The following is an 18,648-nucleotide window of genomic DNA, read 5'->3' on the forward strand; positions in this document are numbered from 1 at the left end:
AAGGACGAACGACCCTGCGCTGGTCGCCCCGGCTACCCGACAGTTGACCAGGGCGTCACGGCGGCGAAACGTGCGCCCGGCAGCATCGTCCTCGGGCAGACTCGATGAGGCGGCTGCCAATCGTCGCCAACGATCTCGTACGGGGTGACCATGAGCGCCAACGGGCCGAACCAGACCATCGGGTTCACCACCATCTCCCGGACCGTCGCCTCGCTCGCCGTCGGCGTGGTGCACACCCTGGAACGCGCCGTGATCGGCGATGCCCGGATGCGGACCGCCCGGGGCAACGCCTGGGAGGCGGTCTGCGCCGACCGGGCCCGGGCCGCGCAGCGCCGGGACCTGGACCGCCTGGTGGCCGAACTGGCCGCCGCCCGCGCCGTGGCCACCGAGCGGCGCGGCGCGCGGGACGCCCAGCCGGTCAGCTGACCGTCGGATCCTCGCCCCGGTCCAGCGCCTCCCAGGCGTCCCGGGTGCCCCGCTCGACCGCCGGCCGGTCCGGGCCGGACCGGGCCGCCGAGCGGACCGGCCGCTCGTAGCGGGCACCCATCGCCGGCCAGCCCGCGCCCCGCAGCGCGGTGAGCACGCCGCCGACGGCCGCGACCAGCCCGCCGACCAGCACCAGCGCCGGCCACTGCCGGCTCACCCCGGCGAGGGCGGTCAGGCCGTAGCCGCCGCCGGCCGCCACGGCCAGCCCGACCAGCGCCAGCAGGCCGCCCAGCAGCCGCCGGACCCGGCCCCGGGTGGCCAGCACCGCGCCGCCGCCGGCCAGCCCGACCAGGGCCAGCGCCGAGACCCACGGCAGCAGGTCCGCGCCGGTACGGCTGTGCCGGGTGGGCGGCAGCGAACCCCGGGCGGTCAGCTCGACCGACCACGTCCGGGTCACCGCCCAGAGCGCCAGGCCGGCCCCGACCAGGCAGAGCAGCACCGCGTACGCCAGCTCACGCCGGCCCCGCGCGGCGGGCGAACCGGTGGCGGGCGAGCCGGTGGTCGGTGCGGTCATCGGGCCGGCCGGAGGGTCTCGGCGGCGGCGATCGCGGCGAGCACCGCGGCGGCCTTGTTCCGGGTCTCCTGCTCCTCGGCGGCCGGATCGGAATCGGCCACCACCCCCGCCCCGGCCTGCACGTACGCCCGGCCCTCCCGGATCAGCGCGGTACGGATGGCGATGGCCATGTCCAGGTCGCCGCCGAAGCCGAAGTAGCCGACGGTGCCGCCGTACAGGCCCCGACGGACCGGCTCCAGCTCCTCGATGATCTCCATGGCCCGCACCTTCGGCGCCCCGGAGAGGGTGCCGGCGGGGAAGGTCGCGGCGAGCGCGTCGAAAGCGGTGCGGTCGGCGCGCAGCTCGCCCACCACCGTGGAGACGATGTGCATGACGTGGCTGTACCGCTCGATGGTGGCGAACTCGGGCACCTCGACGGTGCCCGGGCGACAGACCCGGCCCAGGTCGTTGCGGCCCAGGTCGACCAGCATGACGTGCTCGGAGCGCTCCTTCGGGTCGGCGAGCAGCTCGGCGGCGAGCCGGGCGTCCGCCTCGGGGGAGCCGCCGCGCGGTCGGGTACCGGCGATCGGGTGCAGCAGCGCCCGCCGCCGCCCGTCCGCGCCGGTGCTCACCTTGAGGTGCGCCTCCGGCGAGGAGCCGACGATGTCGAAGCCGTCGAAGCGCAGCAGGTACATGTACGGGCTGGGGTTGGTGGTGCGCAGCACCCGGTAGACGTCGAGCGGATCGGCGTGGGTTGGCCGCTCGAAGCGCTGGCTGAGCACGATCTGGAAGCCCTCGCCGGCCCGGATCGCCTCCTGGGCCGCCGCCACCGCCTTCGGGTAGCCGCCGTCGGGCGTACGGCTGACCACGTCGCCCAGCGGGGGCCGGGCGACCGTCGAGATCATGGGCGGAATCGGTCGGGACAGCGCCCCGGTCATCGCGTCCAGCCGCCCCACCGCGTGGTGGTACGCCGCCGTGACCAGGGCCTCCCGGTCGGGCGCGTCGAGCGGGGGCAGGACCGCGTTGGCGACCAGGATCGCCGAGCCGTCGTAGTGGTCGAGCACCACCAGGTCGGTGGCGAGCATCAGGCCCAGCTCCGGCACGTCGAGGTCGTCCTCGGTCATCTCCGGCAGCCGCTCGAAGCGGCGGACGAGGTCGTACCCGAGGTAGCCGACCATGCCGCCGGTGAGCGGCGGCATGCCGCTGGCCGGGTCCCAGGCGGGGCCGGCCAGGGCGGCCACGGTCTCGCGGAGCACCGTCACCGGGTCGCCGGAGGCCGGTACGCCGGCCGGCGGCGCCCCGGCCCAGACCGCCGCGCCGTCCCGCTCGGTCAGCGTGGCGCTGCTGCGGACGCCGATGAACGAGTAGCGGGACCAGGCCATTCCGGCCGAGCCGACGCCCTGCTCGGCCGACTCCAGCAGGAACGTGCCCGGGCCGCCGGCCAGCTTGCGGTAGACGCCCACCGGGGTCTCCGCGTCGGCGAGCAGCCGGCGGGTGACCGGCACGACCCGCCAGCGGGCCGCCAGGTCGGCGAAGGTGGCCGGGTCGGGGCTGACCGTGCCGTCCGTCATGAGGTCGCCTCCGGGGAGCTGACCGGCAGCTCGGTGAAGAAGCAGGTCCGCTGGCCGGTGTGACAGGCGACGCCGACCTGGTCGACGCTGACCAGCAGGGCGTCCCCGTCGCAGTCCAGCGCCACGGAGCGGACGTACTGGTGGTGGCCGGAGGTGGCGCCCTTGACCCAGTACTCCTGCCGGCTGCGCGACCAGTAGGTGGCCCGGCCGGTGGTCAGCGTGCGGTGCAGCGCCTCGTCGTCCATCCAGGCGACCATCAGCACCTCGCCCGAGTCGTACTGCCGGACCACCGCGGCCACCAGGCCGTCGGGGGTCCGGCGCAGCCGGGCGGCGATCGCCGGGTCGAGCCGGGACGGTCGGGCCGGGCCGGGGGCCACGGCGCCGCCGGAGCTGGCGGGGGCGCCGGTCACCGGCGCGTCAGAGGCGGGCACAGTGAGCCATTCTCCCGCACGCGGCGCCGGCACCGTCGACGTGTCCCGGGAGGCGGGCGCGGGACCGTCGAGCGCGCCGGTCAGTTGCCCCAGGTAGCGGTCCAGCCGGCCGTCCTGCAGGGCCTCCGCCAGGTCCGCGCCGGCCGTCGCGGCGATCTCCTCGGCGTACGGGCGGACCAGCGGGACGATGCCGCTGACCAGCCGGCCGGCGGCGGCGCTGAGCTCGCCGACGGCGCCCGGGCGCAGCCCCAGGCAGAGCAGCATGTCGTCGCGGTAGCCGGGCGGGGCGACCGGCAGGTCCAGCGCGGCGGCGAGCGCGTCCCGGCGGGAGACCACCCGGACCGACGGGTTGACGAGCCGCAGCACGGACGGGCAGAGCCGGGCCAGGTCGGCGGCGGCGAGCCGGACGCCCAACGGGTCGTCGGCCCGTCGGGCGGCGGCGACCTTGCCGAGGGTGGCGATCAACTCCTCCAGCCGCGGCTCCTCGGCGGGCTGGCAGAGCACCGGCAGGTCGATCCGGCGGCGCCACTCCGGCACCGCCCAGATCAGCCGGGCCGGCGCGGTGACCGGCAGCCCGAACGCCCAGTCCGCCGGCTGGCCGAGCCGGCGGACCCAGGACCGGACGTCCCGGGCGGCCACCGAGACGTGCACGAGGCGACCGCCGAACTCGGCCAGGTACGCCTGATGTGCCGCGTACGGGACGACGGCGGGGTCCGCCGTGGGCTGCTCACGGTCGTCGCCGGACAACTCCTCGTCGGCCACGACCAGCACGTCCAGGTCCACGTCGCTGTGCTCGGTGGCGGCCCGGCGGGCGTGACTGCCGCGCAGCATGATGCCGACGACCGGTCGGTCGGCGGCCTGCCGAAGGCGGACGGCCCAGTCGTCGAGGAATCCGGACTCGGGCAGCGGAGCGGGTCCCACGGCGACATGGTGCCGGACGTCCGATCTTCGGCGCAATGACCGCTGGCTGACCGGATGTCCGGTGCGATAGCTATCGACCGATGAATCTCATTGCTGCCTCGGGGTACCTTTCTCCGGCGGCGGCGCCAGGGAGCACCGCCCCGTCGAGTCGGGCCAACTGCTCCGGGCTGAGCCGGAGGTCAGCCGCCGCCGCGTTCTCCTCCCGGACCGGCGATCAGCCGCACGCCCACTCGTCGCCGGATCATGCCAGTTCCTCCTCCGCCCGGCGATACGCGTCGATCTTGTAGTCGAGCACCCTGAGGTCCTCCTCCAGCTCGGCCATCCGGGCCAGCACCCGGGCGCGGTGCGCCTCGAACAGCGCTCGCCGGGCGCCGAGCGTCCGATCGCCCTGCCGGGCCAGCTCGGCGTAGCGGCGCATGTCCCGCACCGGCATCCCGGTCCGCCGCAGCCGGGTGAGCAGGAGCAGCCAGTTGACGTCGGATTCGGTGTAGCGCCGACGGCCCGCGGAGTCCCGCCCGACCGGGGCGACCAGCCCCTCCTGCTCGTACCAGCGCAGCGTGTAGGTGGTCAGGCCGACCCGCTCCGCCGCCTCACCCACGGTGAGGCTCATCTCCCGCGTGCTGATGTCCACGCACCCAGGCTTCCAGTTCGAGCGCACTCGAAGTCAACCGTTGCGCCGAGCGGCATAACTCAACTAGCGTTGAGTTCAACACCTGATGAGTTTTGGAGGCGGGCATGGACGACGCGGTCGTGGTCCGTGACCTGGTGGTCGACCGGGGCCGGCGGCGGGTGCTCCAGGGCATCTCCTGCGCGGTGCCGCGCGGCGCGGTCACCGGGCTGCTCGGGCCCAGCGGCAGCGGCAAGACCACCCTGATGCGCGCGATCGTCGGGGTGCAGACGGTCAACTCGGGCGCGGTCACCGTGCTCGGCCGACCGGCCGGCACGGCGGAGCTGCGCCACCGGGTCGGCTACCTCACCCAGGCGCCCAGCGTCTACGCCGACCTGACCGTCCGGGAGAACGCGCGCTACTTCGCGGCGCTGCAGGGGCGCGGCCGGGCCGAGGCGGACGGCGCGGTGGCCGACGTGGGCCTGGCCGAGGCCGCCGACCAGTTGGTCGGCACGCTCTCCGGCGGCCAGCGCAGCCGCGCCTCGCTGGCCTGCGCCCTGGTCGGTGAGCCGGAGCTGGTCATCCTCGACGAGCCCACCGTCGGCCAGGACCCGGTGCTCCGGGCCGACCTGTGGGCCCGGTTCCACGCCATGGCCGCCACCGGCACCACGCTGCTGGTGTCCAGCCACGTGATGGACGAGGCGGCCCGCTGCGACCGGCTGCTGCTGATCCGGGACGGTCAGCTGATCGCCGACGACATCCCGGACGCGGTCCGCGCCGCCACCGGTGTGCAGGACCTGGAGGAGGCGTTCCTCCGGCTGATCAGATCTCGCGAGGAGGACCGGTGAGCGCGCGGAGTGGACCGGGGCGGCGAGCCCCGCAGTCGCGAACGAGGGAGGCCCGGTGGTGAACCCCCGCATCCTGGTCGCCACCATCGGGCGCATCCTGCGTCAGCTGCGGCACGACCGGCGCACCGTCGCGCTGCTCGTGGTGGTGCCGGCCGTGCTGCTCACCCTGGTCTACTTCATGTACGTCGACCAGCCCCATCCGCCGGGGCAGCCCGCGGTCTTCGACCGGGTGGCGCTGATCATGCTGGGCTTCTTCCCGTTCATCATCATGTTCCTGGTGACCAGCATCGCCATGCTGCGGGAGCGCACCACCGGCACCCTGGAGCGGCTGCTCACCACCCCGCTGGGCAAGCTCGACCTGCTCTTCGGCTACGGCATCGCGTTCGGCCTGGCCGGCGTGGTGCAGGCCACCATCGCCTCGGCCGTGGCGTACTGGGTGTTCGGGCTGAGCACCGCCGGCAGCAGCGGACTCGTGATCATGATCGCCGCGATCAACGCGGTGCTCGCGGTCGCGCTCGGGCTGCTCTGTTCCGCCTTCGCCCGGACCGAGTTCCAGGCCGTGCAGTTCATGCCGGTGGTGGTGGCCCCGCAACTGCTGCTCTGCGGGCTCTTCGTGCCCCGGGGGCAGATGGCCGGCTGGCTCCAGGCGATCAGTGACGCGCTGCCCCTGTCGTACGCCGTCGAGGCGCTGCAGGAGGTGGGCGCGCACGCCGAGCCGACCACGACGATGTGGCGGGACGTGGCGATCGTCGCGGGGGCGGCGCTGCTGGCGCTGGTGCTCGCCGCGGCGACGCTGCGCCGGCGCAGCGGCTGACGCCGTTCGTGGCCCGGTCCCGGCCGGGACCGGGCCACGAACGGGATGACGGAACGAGCGAAGGGTGGCAATGGCACGGCGTACCGGACGGCGACCGGGCAACCCGGGCACGCGGGAGGCGATCCTCGACGCGGCCCGGACCGCGTTCGCCGAGCGCGGCTTCGACGGCGCGTCCATCCGGGCCATCGCCGCCGCCGCTCAGGTGGACCCGGCGCTGGTGCACCACTACTTCGGCACCAAGGAGGAGCTGTTCCGGGCCACCGTGGCGATCCCGGTCGACCCGGCTGACCTGCTGCCGGCCGTGCTGGCCGGCGGCCCGGACGGCGTGGGCGAGCGGCTGGTCCGCGCCTTCCTGGCGGTCTGGGACTCCCCGGTCGGCGGAGCGGCGGTGGCCCTGCTCCGCTCGGCGGTCGGCAACGAGTGGACCGCGCGGCTGCTGCGCGAGTTCCTGGTCACCCAGGTGCTGCGCCGGGTGCTCGACCAGCTCGACGTCGACCCGGCCGAGCTGCCGCTGCGCGGCGGGCTGGTCGGCACCCAGATGATCGGCCTGGCCATGATGCGGTACGTCATCCGGCTCGAACCGGTCGCCTCCGCCGCCCCGGAGGCCCTGGTCGCCACGATCGGCCCCACCGTCCAGCGCTACCTCACCGGCCCGCTGCCCACCCCAGCCACGGAAAGTTGATCAAGAAGTTCGCGTCTCCGGACGCGCGATCCGGACGCGAACTCCTTGATCAACACGGGCTGCGGGGAGCGGCAGCCGGGGGCGGGTTAGCGGGTTTGTTCCAGCCAGGAGGCGTAGAGCAGGGCGTAGACGGAATCCGGGTCCTGGACCAGTTCGTCGTGGGAGCCGCGTTGGACGATGCGGCCCCGGTCCACCACGATCACCTCGTCGGCGACCTGGGCGGTGGAGAGCCGGTGCGCGATGGCGAGCGTGGTCCGGCCCCGGGTGACCGCGTCCAGGGTGCGCTGCAGGCGCACCTCGGTGGCCGGGTCGACCGCGCTGGTCGCCTCGTCCAGCACCAGCAGGTCGGGGTCGGCGACGTACGCCCGGGCCAGCGCGACCAGCTGCCGCTCGCCGACGCTGAGCGCCTCCCCGCGCTCCCCCACCGGGGTGTCCAGCCCGGCCGGCAGCCCGTCCAGCCAGTCGGCCAGGCCCAGCTCGGTGAAGGCGGCGGTGAGCTGCGCGTCGGTCAGCTCGGGGCGGGCGAAGCGGACGTTCTCTCCCACCGTCGTGTCGAACAGGAAACCGTCCTGCGGCACCATCACCACCCGGGAGCGCAGCGAGTCGAACCGCACCTGCCGCAGCGACACGCCGGAGAGCAGCACCTCCCCCTCGGTGGGGTCCATCAGCCGGGTGAGCAGCTTGGCGAAGGTGGTCTTGCCGCTGCCGGTCTCGCCGACCACGGCCACCCGGCTCTTCGCCGGGATCTCCAGGGTCACGTCGTGCAACACCGGCGGCCCACCCGGGTAGGCGAAGGTCACCCCGGCGAAGCGGATGTCCAGCGGGCCGGGCGCCAGCTCCCGCCCCTGCTTGGGGTCGGCCACGTCCGGCGCGACGTCCAGCACGTCGAGCACCCGGCGCCAGCCGGCGATCGCGTTCTGCGCCTCGTTGAGCACCTCGGTGGCGATCTGCACCGGCTGGATGAAGAGCGTCACCAGGAACAGGAACGCGGTGAGCTGGCCGATCGACAACGTGCGGTCCACGCCGAGGTTGACCCCGACCACCACCACGCCGGCCAGCGCCAGGCCGGCGGCCAGCTCCCCCACCGAGCTGCCCATGATGCTGATCCGGATGGCCCGCTGCTGGGCCTGCCGCTGCCCCTCGATCGCCGCGTCCAGCCGCCGAGCGGTCCGCCCGGCGATCCCGTACGCCCGGATCACCGGGGCACCCACCACGCTCTCGCCGATGGTGCCGAGCAGCGTGCCCATCCGCTGGCGGACCAGGCCGTACGCGGCGGCCAGCCGGCGCTGGAGCAGCCGGATCACCAGCACCGCCGGGGCGAACGCGATGAGCACCACCAGGGTGAGCTGCCAGGAGTACGCCAGCATCACGGCCGTGGTCACCGCCAGCTGGCCCAGGTTGACGATCAGGATCACGCCGCCCCACTGGAGGAACTGGGTGATCTGGTCCACGTCGCTGGTGACCCGGGAGACCAGCGAGCCCCGCCGCTCGGACTGCTGGTGCAGCATGGACAGGTCGTGCACGTGCCGGAAGGCCCGGGTACGCACCCCGGCGAGGGCGGTCTCGCTCACCGTGAAGAGCCGGCGCATCATCAGGTAGCCGCAGGCGGTGGTGACCACCAGCACGGCGGCGGTGGCGACCACGGTCAGCGTGACCACGTCCAGGTCGAGGCCACCGACGATGCCGTGGTCGATGCCGCGCTGCACGGCCACCGGCACGGCGACCCGGCCGATCATGTAGACCAGCGCCAGCCCGAGCGTGCCGGCCAACCCGGTCTTCAGCTCCGGGGAGAGCGCGAGCCCGCGCCGCAGCGTCCGCCAGGTCGACTCGGTCGCCTCGGCCGGCCGATCCGCCTCCACAGTCGTGCTCACCGGGCCCGCCTTCCGTTCGCGACTGCGGGGCTCCGCTCCGCTGCACTCCTCGCGCTCACCGGGCCCGCCTTTCGTTCGCGACTGCGGGGCTCCGCTCCGCTGCACTCCTCGCGCTCACCGGTCAACCTCGACTTCCAGGCCGGAGGTCAGCGGGGTGACCTCGTCGTACGGGCGGGGCTGCTCGCGTTCCTGCTCGGCCTGCTCGTACGCGGTGACCAGGTCGGCGTAGCCGGGCACGGTGGCGAGCAGCTCGGCGTGCGTGCCGCGGGCGAGCACCCGGCCGCGCTCGACGTAGATCACCTCGTCCGCGAGCGCGATGGTGGCCCGGCGGTACGCGACCACCAGGATCGACGCGGGTGCGCTGCGGCCATGATTCGGCCGCCGCGCCGCTTGGTGGCGCTCCGGGCCGGATGGAGGCCGGTCGGTCGGGGTGCGCAGCCCGGCCAGGATGGCCGCCTCCACCCGGGGGTCGACGGCGCTGGTGGCGTCGTCGAGCACCAGCAGCCGCGGCCGGCCGGCGAGTGCCCGGGCCAGGGTGAGCCGCTGCCGCTGGCCGCCGGAGAGCGAGGTGCCCCGCTCGCCGACCATGGTGTCCAGCCCGTCGGGGAGCGCGGCGACGAAGCCGTCCGCCTCGGCGAGCCGCAGCGCAGCCCAGACCTCCTCGTCACCGACGCCGGGCCGGTCCAGGGCGATGTTGGCCCGGACGGTGTCGTCGAAGACGAACGGGACCTGGGCGACCAGGGCCACGTTCGCGGCGAGCGAGGCCGCCGTGAGGTCGCGGACGTCGACGCCGTCCAGGGTGACCGTGCCGCTGCCCGGGTCGACCAGCCGGACGGCGAGCGAGGCGATGGTGGACTTGCCGGCCCCGGTGGGCCCGACCAGGGCGACGGTCTTCCCCGCCGGCACGGTGAAGGAGACCGCGCCGAGCACCTCCGCGCCGGGCAGGTGCGCCTCGGCCGGCTCGTAGCCGAAGTGGACGTCGCGGAAGGCGAGGGTGGCCGGCGTGGGCGTGGCCGGGTCGAGCGTCGCCTCGCCGTACGGCATCTCGCCGGTGGCGTCGAGGACCCGGCGCACCCGGTCCCAGCCGGCGACGCTGCGCGGCAGCTCGGCCAGCACCCAGCCGATGGCCCGGACCGGGAAGGCCAGCACGGTGAACAGGAAGGCGACGCTGACCAGCTCGGTCACGTCGATCGCGCCCTGCCGGAGCCGGACCGCGCCGACCACCAGTACGGCCAGGGTGCCGAGGCTGGGCAGGGTCTCCAGCATCGGGTCGAAGACGCCACGCAGCTTACCGACGGAGATCAGCGCGTCGCGCAGCTCACCGGCGCGGGCGGCGAACCGGGCCGTCTCCTGCGCCTCGCGACCCATCGTCTTGACCACCAGCGCGCCGTCGAAGCTCTCGTGCGCGATGCCGCTGACCTCGGCGCGCAGCCGCTGGGCGCGGGCCTGGCGGGGGGCCATCCGGCGGGAGTAGACGACGTTGAGGGCGAACAGCGCCGGGAAGACGGCGAGGCCGACCAGGGCGAGCGCCCAGTCGGTGACGAACAGCGAGACCACGGCGCCGACCAGCATCACCAGGGTGCCGACCGCGAACGGCAGCGGCGCGATCGGATACCAGGCCGCCTCGACGTCGGAGTTGGCGTTGGAGAGCAGGGTGCCGGTGGCGTTGCGGTGGTGCCAGGCCAGGGGCAGGTCGAGGTAGCGGCGGGTGACCCGGCGGCGGTAGGCGGCCTGGAGCCGGTACTGCATGTAACCGGCGCCGAGCCGGCGGCCGAAGATGCCGACCACCCGCAGCACGCTGATCCCGAACAGCGCGGCCGCGGCCAGCGCGAGGACGCCACCGGCCACCGAGCCGCGGGCGACGGCCGGGACCACCACCTTGCCGACCACCCCGCCGACGACGTACGCGCTGGCGATCACCATGAGGCCGAAGAGCACGCTGCCGGCCACCGCGACCGCGAAGATCCGGGGTTGTTCCCGGATGGCCCGGCCGAGTACCCGCAGTCCCCTGCCGAGCACGTCCCGACTTGTCCCGCTCGCCACGCTCTCCCCCGCCGTAAGCCGCAATTTTCTCCCTCATCCTTACCGCTCGGTGCCAGATCCGCCGACCCGGAGGGCGTATGTCCGACGTCACCTTCCGGCACCGGCCACCCTGACCAGGGCGGTTCGTGGCACCGCGCCCGACCGGTGGCCGCCGGCGCGGCGCCGCCGGCCGTGCCGTCCCGGTGGTCGGGCCGCCACGGGCCTACGATCGGGCCATGCCGCGGTACGCCCGATCGGAGCGCGAGGCGCTCGCCGATCTGCTGCTGGACCTGGGACCGGACGCGCCGACGATCGACGAGGGGTGGCGCACCCGCGACCTCGCGGCGCACCTGACGGTGCGGGAGCGCCGGCCGGACGCCGCCGCCGGCATCCTGCTGCGGCCGCTGCGCCGGTACGGTGAGGCGGTCCGCCGGCGCACGGCCGCGGGGCCGTACGCGGAGCTGGTGGCGCGGGTGCGCCGCCCGCCGGTGTGGAGCCCGGTCAGCAACCCACTCACCGACGAGCTGGTCAACACCCTGGAGTTCTTCATCCACCACGAGGACGTCCGCCGGGCGCAGCCGGGGTGGCTGCCGCGGGACCTGCCGGCGGGGTTCCAGGCGGTGCTCTGGAAGCGGGCCGCGGGGATGGCCCGGTTGGCGCTGCGCCGCTTCCCGGCGGATCTGCTGGTCCAGGCACCGGGGTTCGGCGAGCGCACCGTCGGCCGGGGCGGCGACCGGCTGCGGGTGGTGGGCGCGCCCGGCGAGCTGGTGCTCTTCCTCTCCGGCCGCCAGCGGGTGGCGCGGGTGCAGGTGGACGGCCCGTCCGCGCCGGCCGAACGGTTGCGGGCGGCGAGCCTGGGCTTCTGACGGATGGGCGGAAACGGTCACCACGAGATGTGAAACGGCCCTCGACCCGACCACCACGGCTGATCATTCCTGTCGTACGCTCTCGGCCACCGCCCCATTACCGAGGGCGGCGGGACAGGGGGACGGATGCGGAGCTTCGCGGTCTCGGCACTGCGCGAACCCCCCTTCCCGGCGCGCCGGCACCCCGCTGTCGAACTGGCCGCCGGGGAGAGCGCCGGCTGGGTACGCGAGCTGGGCCTGATCGACGATCCGGCCGGGCTGCGCCGGCTGGCCGGTGCCAACCCGGCGGAACTGGCCGGCCGGGCCTGCCCGAGCGGGCCGCTGAACCGGCTGCGCCTGCTCACCGACCTGATCTCCTGGCTGTTCGTGATGGACGACGCCTGCGACGAGGACGGCCTGGGCGCCAGCCCGACCCGGCTCGCGCCCACGGTGGCGGGCCTGCTGGCGGTGCTCGACCGGCAGGGCGACCCGGACGCGCCGGCGCCGGTGGACGCCGGGCCGCTGGGCGTCGCGCTGCACGACCTGTGCCGGCGGGCGCGCGCCCGGCAACGGCCGGCCCTGCTGTTGCGGCTGGTCAGCCAGTTGCGGGAGTACCTGCTGGCGCTGCTCTGGGAGGCGGCCAACCGGGAGCACCGGCGGGTGCCCGGGGTGGCCGAGTACGTGCAGATGCGCCGGCACACCGGCGGGGCCCGGCCCAGCTTCACCCTCACCGACCTGGCGTACGACGCGGTGCCGGAGCCGGGGCGGCGGGCGGATCCGGCGCTGGCCGCCGTGGACGACCTCGCCGCCGATCTGGTCTGCTGGTGCAACGACCTCTTCTCGTACGGCAAGGAACGCAGCAGCGCGCCGGACAGCCACAACCTGGTCACCACGATCGCCGGCGAGACCGAGCAGGACGAGGAGTCGGCGTTGCGCGCGGCGGCCGCCCGGTTCAACGCGGCGCTGGTGGCGTACGGGGAACGGGAGTCGGCGCTGGCCGCGGGGGGCGACGAGGCAGTCCTGGCCTTCCTGACCACCCGGCGGAACTGGATCCGGGCCACCTACGACTGGTCGCTCGCCGCGTCCCGGTACGCCTGACCGGGCCGGTCCCCGCCGGGGGACGCCGGTCGCCGCAGGCACCAGGGCTAGCCGCCGCCCCGGTGGAGGCAATACTCTTCGGTAACCGCAGAATGGCGTGACCTCCGTCACGTCCCTCCACCCTGAAGGCGGCTTCAGCGATGGCTCTCGATGTACCGTACCGTTCCATCCCCGACATGTTCCTCAAACGCGTGGCGGCCACCCCGGCCAGTCCCGCGTTCGCCCACCCCGCCGCGGACGACTCGGGGCCGGTGTGGCTGAGCTGGGAGCAGGTCGGGCGGCGCGCCAAGGCGGTCGCGGCCGGGTTGCACGGACTCGGCGTCGGCCTGGAGGACCGGGTGGCGATCCTGGCGAACACCCGGCTCGAATGGGTGCTCGCCGACTTCGGCATCATGTGCGCGGGCGGGGCCACCACCACCGTCTACCCGACCAGCGAGCCGGAGGAAACGACCTACATCCTCGCCGACTCCGGGTCGCGGGTGCTCTTCGCCGAGAACCCGGCCCAGGCCGCGAAGATCGCCGGCGCCGAGATTCCGGCGCTGACCCACGTGGTGCTCTTCGACGGCGAGCCCGACCCGGCCGCCGCGGTCCCGCAGCTCACCCTGACCGAGCTGGAGGCGCGGGGAGCCCGGGCGCTGGAGCACGAGCCGGACCTGATCGACATGCTGGTCGCCGGCATCGGCCCGGACCACCTGGCCACCCTCATCTACACCTCCGGCACCACTGGCCGGCCCAAGGGCGTCGAGTTGCTGCACGGCGGCTGGTGCTGGGAGGGCGTGGCGCAGGCCGAGCTGGGCGTGCTGCACGCCGACGACCTCCAGTACCTCTGGTTGCCGCTGTCACACTCCTTCGGCAAGACGCTGCTCTGCGGGGTCACCCACGTCGGCGTGCCCACGTACGTCGACGGGCGGGTGGACAAGCTGGTCGAGCTGCTCGCCGTGATCCGGCCGACGCTGATGTGCGCCGCGCCCCGGGTCTTCGAGAAGGTCTACAACAAGGCCGTCACCACGGCCCAGGACGCCGGCGGCGCGAAGGCGAAGATCTTCGCCTGGGCCGTCGCGGTGGGCAAGGACAAGGTCGCGCTGGAGCAGGCCGGCCAGCCGCTGCCCGTGGGGCTCAAGCTGAGGTACGCGCTGGCCGAGAAGCTGGTCTTCCGCAAGCTCCAGGCCCGGCTCGGCGGCCGGATCCGGCTGCTCGTCTCCGGCGCGGCGAAGCTGAACGAGGAGATCGCCACCTTCTTCGCCGCCGCCAGCCTGCCCATCTCCGAGGGGTACGGCCTCACCGAGACCAGCGCCGGCAACTTCGTCAACCCACCGGACGGACTGCGCATCGGCACCGTCGGCACGGCACTGGGCGACCTGGAGTGCCGGATCGACACCGACGGCGAGATCCTGCTCCGCGGCCGGCCGGTGATGCGCGGCTACCACAACCTGCCCGAGGAGACCGCCGCCGCGTTCACCGAGGACGGCTTCTTCCGCACGGGGGACATCGGCAGCCTGGACGACGACGGCTATCTGCGAATCACCGACCGGAAGAAGGACCTGGTCAAGACCTCGGGCGGGAAGTACATCGCACCCTCGCACATCGAGGCCATGTTCAAGTCCATCTGCCCGTACGCCTCGCAGGCGGTGGTGATCGCACAGTCCCGCAACTACTGCACCATGCTGGTCACCCTCGACGAGGACGCGATCAGGGGCTGGGCGGCCGGCGGCCCGCTGGAGGGCCGCGACTACACCGGGATCGTCACCTCGCCGGAGGCCCAGGCAATGGTCGAGGGCTACGTGGCGGAGCTCAACGCCAAACTCAACCGCTGGGAGACGATCAAGAAGGTGACCGTCCTCCCGCGCGACCTCACCATCGAGGACGGCGAGGTCACCCCGTCGCTGAAGATCAAGCGCCGGGGCGTGGAGAGCAACTTCGCCGCCGAGATCGAGAAGATGTACGCGGGCACCCTCGCCGAGCTGTAGCGGCGGATCCGTACCGTCCGGCGGCCGTGCCCCACCGTCCCGGGGCACGGCCGCCGGTCCTTCCGGCGGTCGTCGGCCGCGGTCACAGGTGATGCTGGCGCCACCGGGTCTGCTCCATCTCGGCGGCGATCTGCTCCTCCAGCGCGAGCTGCCGGATCTGGCGCCGCCGACCGTCCTCGCGCAGCGTCTCGGCGACGATGGCGGCCACGCAGAGCACCGCCAGCAGCACCACCGCCACGAGTTCCGGCAGCCCGGCCGCCGCCGGGACCACCGCCACGATCACCACCGCCGCACCCAGCAACGGCCAGCGCACGGCCTGCAGCACCAACAACGCGCAGGCCGCGAGGCTGAGCAGGTAGACGGCGACCCCGCCGTAGAGGACCGTCACCCAGAAGGCGCCGAGCGGCTCCCCCCAGGCCGGCGTGCTGGGCAACGCCGACTCAGCGAGCAGGTCCTTGAGCCCGAGGGCGAAGAAGATGATCCCGGCGACCATCGGCAGGTGCAGGTAGGTGTACGCGTTGCGGGCCAGCCGGGCCCGGGCGCCCGGCTCCCGGGCGGCGTGCAGCCGCTGCTCGACCCCGGGGGCGAGGGTGTCGAAGTACGCCCACCAGAGCACCGCGGCGATCGCGACGCCGAGCACCGCGGCGGTCATCACCGGCCCGGTCAGCGGCAGCGCGCTGATCGCCTTCGGACCTAGCCCGAGCGCGATGATCGACTCGCCGAGCGCGAGCAGGACCATCAGGGCGTGCCGCTCCGCCCAGTGCCCGGCGGAGGTCACCACCCAGTACGAGCCGCCGAGGATGATGCCCGCCACGTACTCCACCAGCACCGCTGCCGTCCACAGGCTGAGCTGGATGGCGGTCGCCAGGGCTCCGGAGGTGACCCGGGGCGGCACCTGCCCGGCGGCGACCAGCAGCACCGTGGCGGCCACCGGCAGCGCGGCGAGCCGCAGCCAGAGCCGGAACTGAGCCGGATCGGACCGGGCCACCCAGCCGAAGACCGCGAGCTGCGGGCCGCGGACCAGGAAGTAGCAGACCGCGAAGACGAGCGGGCCGTTGAGCCCGCCAGGCTGGTCCACGAACGCGCCCGGAATGCTCAGCACCAGCAGGAAGGTGGCGGCCCCGATGACGAAGCCGACCACCGGCAGCACGCCCTGGTCGGCCCGGACCAGGTTGCCGAGGCCGGCGAAACCTTGCCAGCACCACCAGAGCAGCGCCAGCACGAGCAGGGCATGGAACAGGTTGACCCAGCTGGGCTGGCTCGCGGTCAGGCCGGTGACGGTGAGGAACGCGAAGACGAAGACGAGGTCGAAGAAGAGCTCCAGCCGCGTCACCCGGGACCCCGGCGCGCCGAGCCGGACCACGCTCGCCCACCGGGTGCCGCCGTTGTTCCTCACCCGCGCAGTGTCGCAGCGGGTGTGGCCCACCGAGTGCGATCCGGGCAGGCTGGCCGGTTCCGGCGGCGATCTGGCGCCCGCCGTCCTGACCGGATGCGGTGCGGGGCGGTCAGCGGCCCCCGCTACGGGCCCGCCTCGGGCACCAGCGGTTCGCGCAGCACCCGTCTGAGCTGCGCCGTACGGACCGCTTCGACGATCAAGAAGATGATGGCGACGGCGACGAGGACCGCGAGGCCCACCAGCCCGGCCCACGGCGCGGCCAGCGGGACCAGCGCGACGAACACCAGGGTCGTGATGCCGCGGATCCACCGGATGCCGTGCTGCGTCCGCCACCAGAAGGCCTGATCGCCGATCAGATAGAGGATCACCCCGCCGTAGAGGGCGAGGTGGGCCAGGGTGGGCAACCCCGCGGCCAGCCCGGGCCTCCGGTGCGCCAACGCGAGCGTCTGGCCCAGACCGAGCGCGACCAGCACGATGCCGGCCACCATCACCAGGTGCAGAAAGGTGTACGCGTCGGCGGCCAGCCGGCTGCGGTCGCCGCCCGCAGCGGTCTCCACGGCGCGTTCCCCGGCGATGGCGTCGATGTCGAAGTACGCCCACCACAGCGTCCCTACCAGCGCGGTGCCGAGGATCGCCCCGACGATCACCAGCCCGGATATCGGTTGGTCGGCGACCGCACGTCCGGTGGCGATGATCGCCTCGCCGAGCGCGACGATGACGATCAGGCCGTACCGCTCCGCCCAGTGACTGGCCGAACTGATTTGCCACTGCCTGACGTTCACCAGGTACCGACTGCTGTAGTCGACGGCTATGGCGGCCAGCCACAGGGCGATCCGCAGCGGGCTGTAGGCTCCCCGCGCGCCGACCAGTTCGGGCAGCAGCGCGGCGCTCAGCAGCAGGAGCGTCGCCAGCCCGGCCGCGAGGGCGAGCAGCAGCAGTTGGCGGCGTAAGCCGGGATTGCCGCGCGCGACCACCCAGAACGTGCCCAGGTGCAGCAGCCGGACGACGCCGTAGCAGGTCGCGAAAACCAGCGGCCCGTACAGCCCGGCCCGCGACGGGTCGTAGAACGCCACCGGGATCGCGATCGCGATGATGAGGATGTTCGCCGCGACGGCGACGTAGACCAGGCGAGCTCCCGGCTCGTCCGTGCGCAGCGCGGTGGACAGCCACGCGAACACGTTCCAGGCCCACCAGAGTACGGCCAGCACCGCCAGCCCGCGGACCAGCCCGTGCCAGGTTGGATCGGCGGCCATCAGGCTGGTGACCTGGATGAACGCGTAGACGAAGACCAGATCGAAGAAGAGTTCCTTCGGGGCGACACCGACGGCCCGCTGGACGGCGGGCTGGATCGCGCGGTGCAGGACCTGGTGCCGGCCCCGGAAGACGGTACGGTCGGCGAGCACGAGCACGGCCACCAGGCCGGCGAGAATCGCGAGCGCGGCCAGCGCCGGCACCTGGGCCGCCACCGGTATGCCGAGGGCGAGCAGGACGAGGCCGAGCAGCGGCCCCCGGCCCACGATGTGCATCGTGCGCCCTTCGAAGGCGAGCAGCCCGACCAGGTAGAGGATCACGCCGCCGTACAGTGCGAGCAGGGACAGCGCGGGCAGCGGCGCCGGTTCGCCGACGGCCCCCACCGCCTTCTCGAGGCCGAGCGAGAGCAGGATCAGACCGCCGATCATCGGTAGGTGCAGGAAGCTGTACGCGTTCCGCGCCAGCCGTATCCGGGCCGCCCCGGACACCCGCTCAAGGGCGAGTTCGGCGGCGAACCGGGCGAGGTCGAAGTAGGTCCACCAGAGCACGCCCACGACGCTCATGCTGAGCAGGATGGCGGCGACCAGCGGCCAGGTGATCGGTGCGGTGGAGCCGATGCCCCGGCTGACCCCGACGGAGATGATGGTCTCCCCGAACGCGACCATGACGATCAGGGAATGGCGCTCGACCCAGTGTCGTACCGGGATGTCGCGCCCACCGACCACGCCGGTGAGGATCCCACCGCGGTACTCGATGAGGATCGCCAGGAGCACCAGACCCAGGCGGGCCCACGGATGGATCTCGACGTCGATCAACCGGCCGGCCAGCAGCGCCGCGAGCAGCAGCAGCGGGGCGGCACCGAACAGGGGAAGCCAGCCGCGCCGGACCCGCTGTCGGGAGACCGGGTCGGACCGGGCGCAGATCATCGCGACCGTCAGGGCGCCGGCCCGCGCGGCGAGGTAGCCCAGCACGAAGATGAGCGGGCCGGGCAGCCCACCGGGCCGGTCGACGAATGCCTCCTGAATCGCCACCCCCACCACGAAGATGATCGCGATGAGGCCGAAGGCGACCATCGGCATGATCCCCCGGTCCAACCGGATGGAGTTGCTGAGCCAGGCGTAGGAGACCCAGCACCACCACAGCAGCGCGAGCAGCAGCAGACCGCGCACGATCCCGAAGAGGTCGGGTTGGGCAGCGGCCAGACTGGTCACGTTGAGGAAGGCGTAGACGAAAACCAGGTCGAGGAAGAGTTCCAGCCGGGTCACCCCGCCGCTCTCGGCGACCATCTGGAACCGATCGGACAGTCCCCTCGACCTACCGCTGGCCATCGCTTGAGTCTGCCCGG

15 protein-coding genes and 1 pseudogene are annotated in these 18,648 nt (G+C 73.7%); 7 read left to right on the forward strand and 9 right to left on the reverse strand.

What is annotated here, in order from left to right; genetic code table 11:
- Window positions 1-150: 150 nt before the first annotated feature.
- Window positions 151-426 (forward strand): hypothetical protein, encoded by a 276-nt coding sequence (locus ACFYML_RS27935; protein WP_357435249.1) that lies wholly within the window; start codon window positions 151-153, stop codon window positions 424-426.
- Here the strand turns inward: ACFYML_RS27935 and ACFYML_RS27940 are convergent.
- The 5 genes and pseudogenes from ACFYML_RS27940 to ACFYML_RS27960 form a co-directional block, all read right to left on the reverse strand.
- Window positions 419-1,000 carry a Trp biosynthesis-associated membrane protein gene (locus tag ACFYML_RS27940; RefSeq protein ID WP_387423460.1) on the reverse strand — a complete coding sequence of 194 codons (582 nt, stop codon included), beginning with the start codon at window positions 998-1,000 and terminating at the stop codon, window positions 419-421. The genes ACFYML_RS27935 and ACFYML_RS27940 overlap by 8 nt on opposite strands.
- Window positions 997-2,550, reverse strand: a complete 1,554-nt coding sequence (locus ACFYML_RS27945; protein ID WP_387423461.1) for an anthranilate synthase component I — start codon at window positions 2,548-2,550, stop codon at window positions 997-999. Before ACFYML_RS27945 ends, ACFYML_RS27940 begins: the two co-directional genes overlap by 4 nt.
- Window positions 2,547-2,981: a phosphoribosyl-AMP cyclohydrolase gene (gene hisI / locus ACFYML_RS27950; protein ID WP_387423539.1), complete on the reverse strand. Its 435-nt coding sequence runs from the start codon at window positions 2,979-2,981 to the stop codon at window positions 2,547-2,549. The genes ACFYML_RS27945 and hisI overlap by 4 nt, the downstream gene beginning before the upstream one ends.
- 180 nt (window positions 2,982-3,161) lie before the next feature.
- Window positions 3,162-3,812: pseudogene (locus tag ACFYML_RS27955) on the reverse strand (phosphoribosyl-AMP cyclohydrolase); the annotation flags it as partial.
- 331 nt (window positions 3,813-4,143) lie between these two features.
- Complete coding sequence (locus ACFYML_RS27960) at window positions 4,144-4,533, reverse strand: MerR family transcriptional regulator (protein WP_357435242.1); 390 nt, start codon at window positions 4,531-4,533, stop codon at window positions 4,144-4,146.
- Window positions 4,534-4,637: 104 nt separating this feature from the next.
- On the opposite strand from ACFYML_RS27960, the gene ACFYML_RS27965 reads away from it, so the two are divergent.
- From ACFYML_RS27965 to ACFYML_RS27975, 3 genes are all read left to right on the forward strand, one after another.
- A complete protein-coding gene (locus tag ACFYML_RS27965) occupies window positions 4,638-5,357 on the forward strand; it encodes an ABC transporter ATP-binding protein (RefSeq protein ID WP_387423462.1) in 720 nt (239 codons plus the stop codon).
- Window positions 5,358-5,415: 58 nt separating this feature from the next.
- The gene (locus ACFYML_RS27970) at window positions 5,416-6,171 is read left to right on the forward strand and encodes an ABC transporter permease (RefSeq protein ID WP_387423540.1); all 756 of its coding nucleotides are present in this window, start codon (window positions 5,416-5,418) and stop codon (window positions 6,169-6,171) included.
- A 70-nt stretch (window positions 6,172-6,241) separates the two neighbouring features.
- Window positions 6,242-6,853 carry a TetR family transcriptional regulator gene (locus ACFYML_RS27975; RefSeq protein ID WP_387423541.1) on the forward strand — a complete coding sequence of 204 codons (612 nt, stop codon included), beginning with the start codon at window positions 6,242-6,244 and terminating at the stop codon, window positions 6,851-6,853.
- Between the two features lie 86 nt (window positions 6,854-6,939).
- Here ACFYML_RS27975 and ACFYML_RS27980 read toward each other — a convergent pair whose 3' ends face one another.
- Complete coding sequence (locus ACFYML_RS27980; RefSeq protein ID WP_387423463.1) at window positions 6,940-8,724, reverse strand: ABC transporter ATP-binding protein; 1,785 nt, start codon at window positions 8,722-8,724, stop codon at window positions 6,940-6,942.
- 114 nt (window positions 8,725-8,838) lie between these two features.
- Window positions 8,839-10,767, reverse strand: coding sequence for an ABC transporter ATP-binding protein (locus ACFYML_RS27985; protein WP_387423464.1), 1,929 nt, complete (start codon window positions 10,765-10,767; stop codon window positions 8,839-8,841).
- A 215-nt stretch (window positions 10,768-10,982) separates the two neighbouring features.
- On the opposite strand from ACFYML_RS27985, the gene ACFYML_RS27990 reads away from it, so the two are divergent.
- The 3 genes from ACFYML_RS27990 (at window position 10,983) to ACFYML_RS28000 (ending at window position 14,656) form a co-directional block, all read left to right on the forward strand.
- Window positions 10,983-11,612, forward strand: coding sequence for a TIGR03085 family metal-binding protein (locus ACFYML_RS27990; protein WP_357435233.1), 630 nt, complete (start codon window positions 10,983-10,985; stop codon window positions 11,610-11,612).
- A 126-nt stretch (window positions 11,613-11,738) separates the two neighbouring features.
- The gene (locus ACFYML_RS27995; protein WP_387423465.1) at window positions 11,739-12,689 is read left to right on the forward strand and encodes a terpene synthase; all 951 of its coding nucleotides are present in this window, start codon (window positions 11,739-11,741) and stop codon (window positions 12,687-12,689) included.
- A 140-nt stretch (window positions 12,690-12,829) separates the two neighbouring features.
- Window positions 12,830-14,656, forward strand: coding sequence for an AMP-dependent synthetase/ligase (locus tag ACFYML_RS28000; RefSeq protein ID WP_387423466.1), 1,827 nt, complete (start codon window positions 12,830-12,832; stop codon window positions 14,654-14,656).
- A gap of 82 nt (window positions 14,657-14,738) precedes the next feature.
- Here ACFYML_RS28000 and ACFYML_RS28005 read toward each other — a convergent pair whose 3' ends face one another.
- Together ACFYML_RS28005 and ACFYML_RS28010 are read right to left on the reverse strand one after the other, a co-directional pair.
- The gene (locus ACFYML_RS28005) at window positions 14,739-16,052 is read right to left on the reverse strand and encodes a low temperature requirement protein A (RefSeq protein WP_387423467.1); all 1,314 of its coding nucleotides are present in this window, start codon (window positions 16,050-16,052) and stop codon (window positions 14,739-14,741) included.
- Between the two features lie 122 nt (window positions 16,053-16,174).
- Window positions 16,175-18,631, reverse strand: coding sequence for a low temperature requirement protein A (locus tag ACFYML_RS28010; RefSeq protein ID WP_387423468.1), 2,457 nt, complete (start codon window positions 18,629-18,631; stop codon window positions 16,175-16,177).
- Between the last annotated feature and the right edge of the window lie 17 nt (window positions 18,632-18,648).

The organism is Micromonospora sp. NPDC007230 (assembly GCF_042869115.1).
Lineage (GTDB): Bacteria > Actinomycetota > Actinomycetes > Mycobacteriales > Micromonosporaceae > Micromonospora.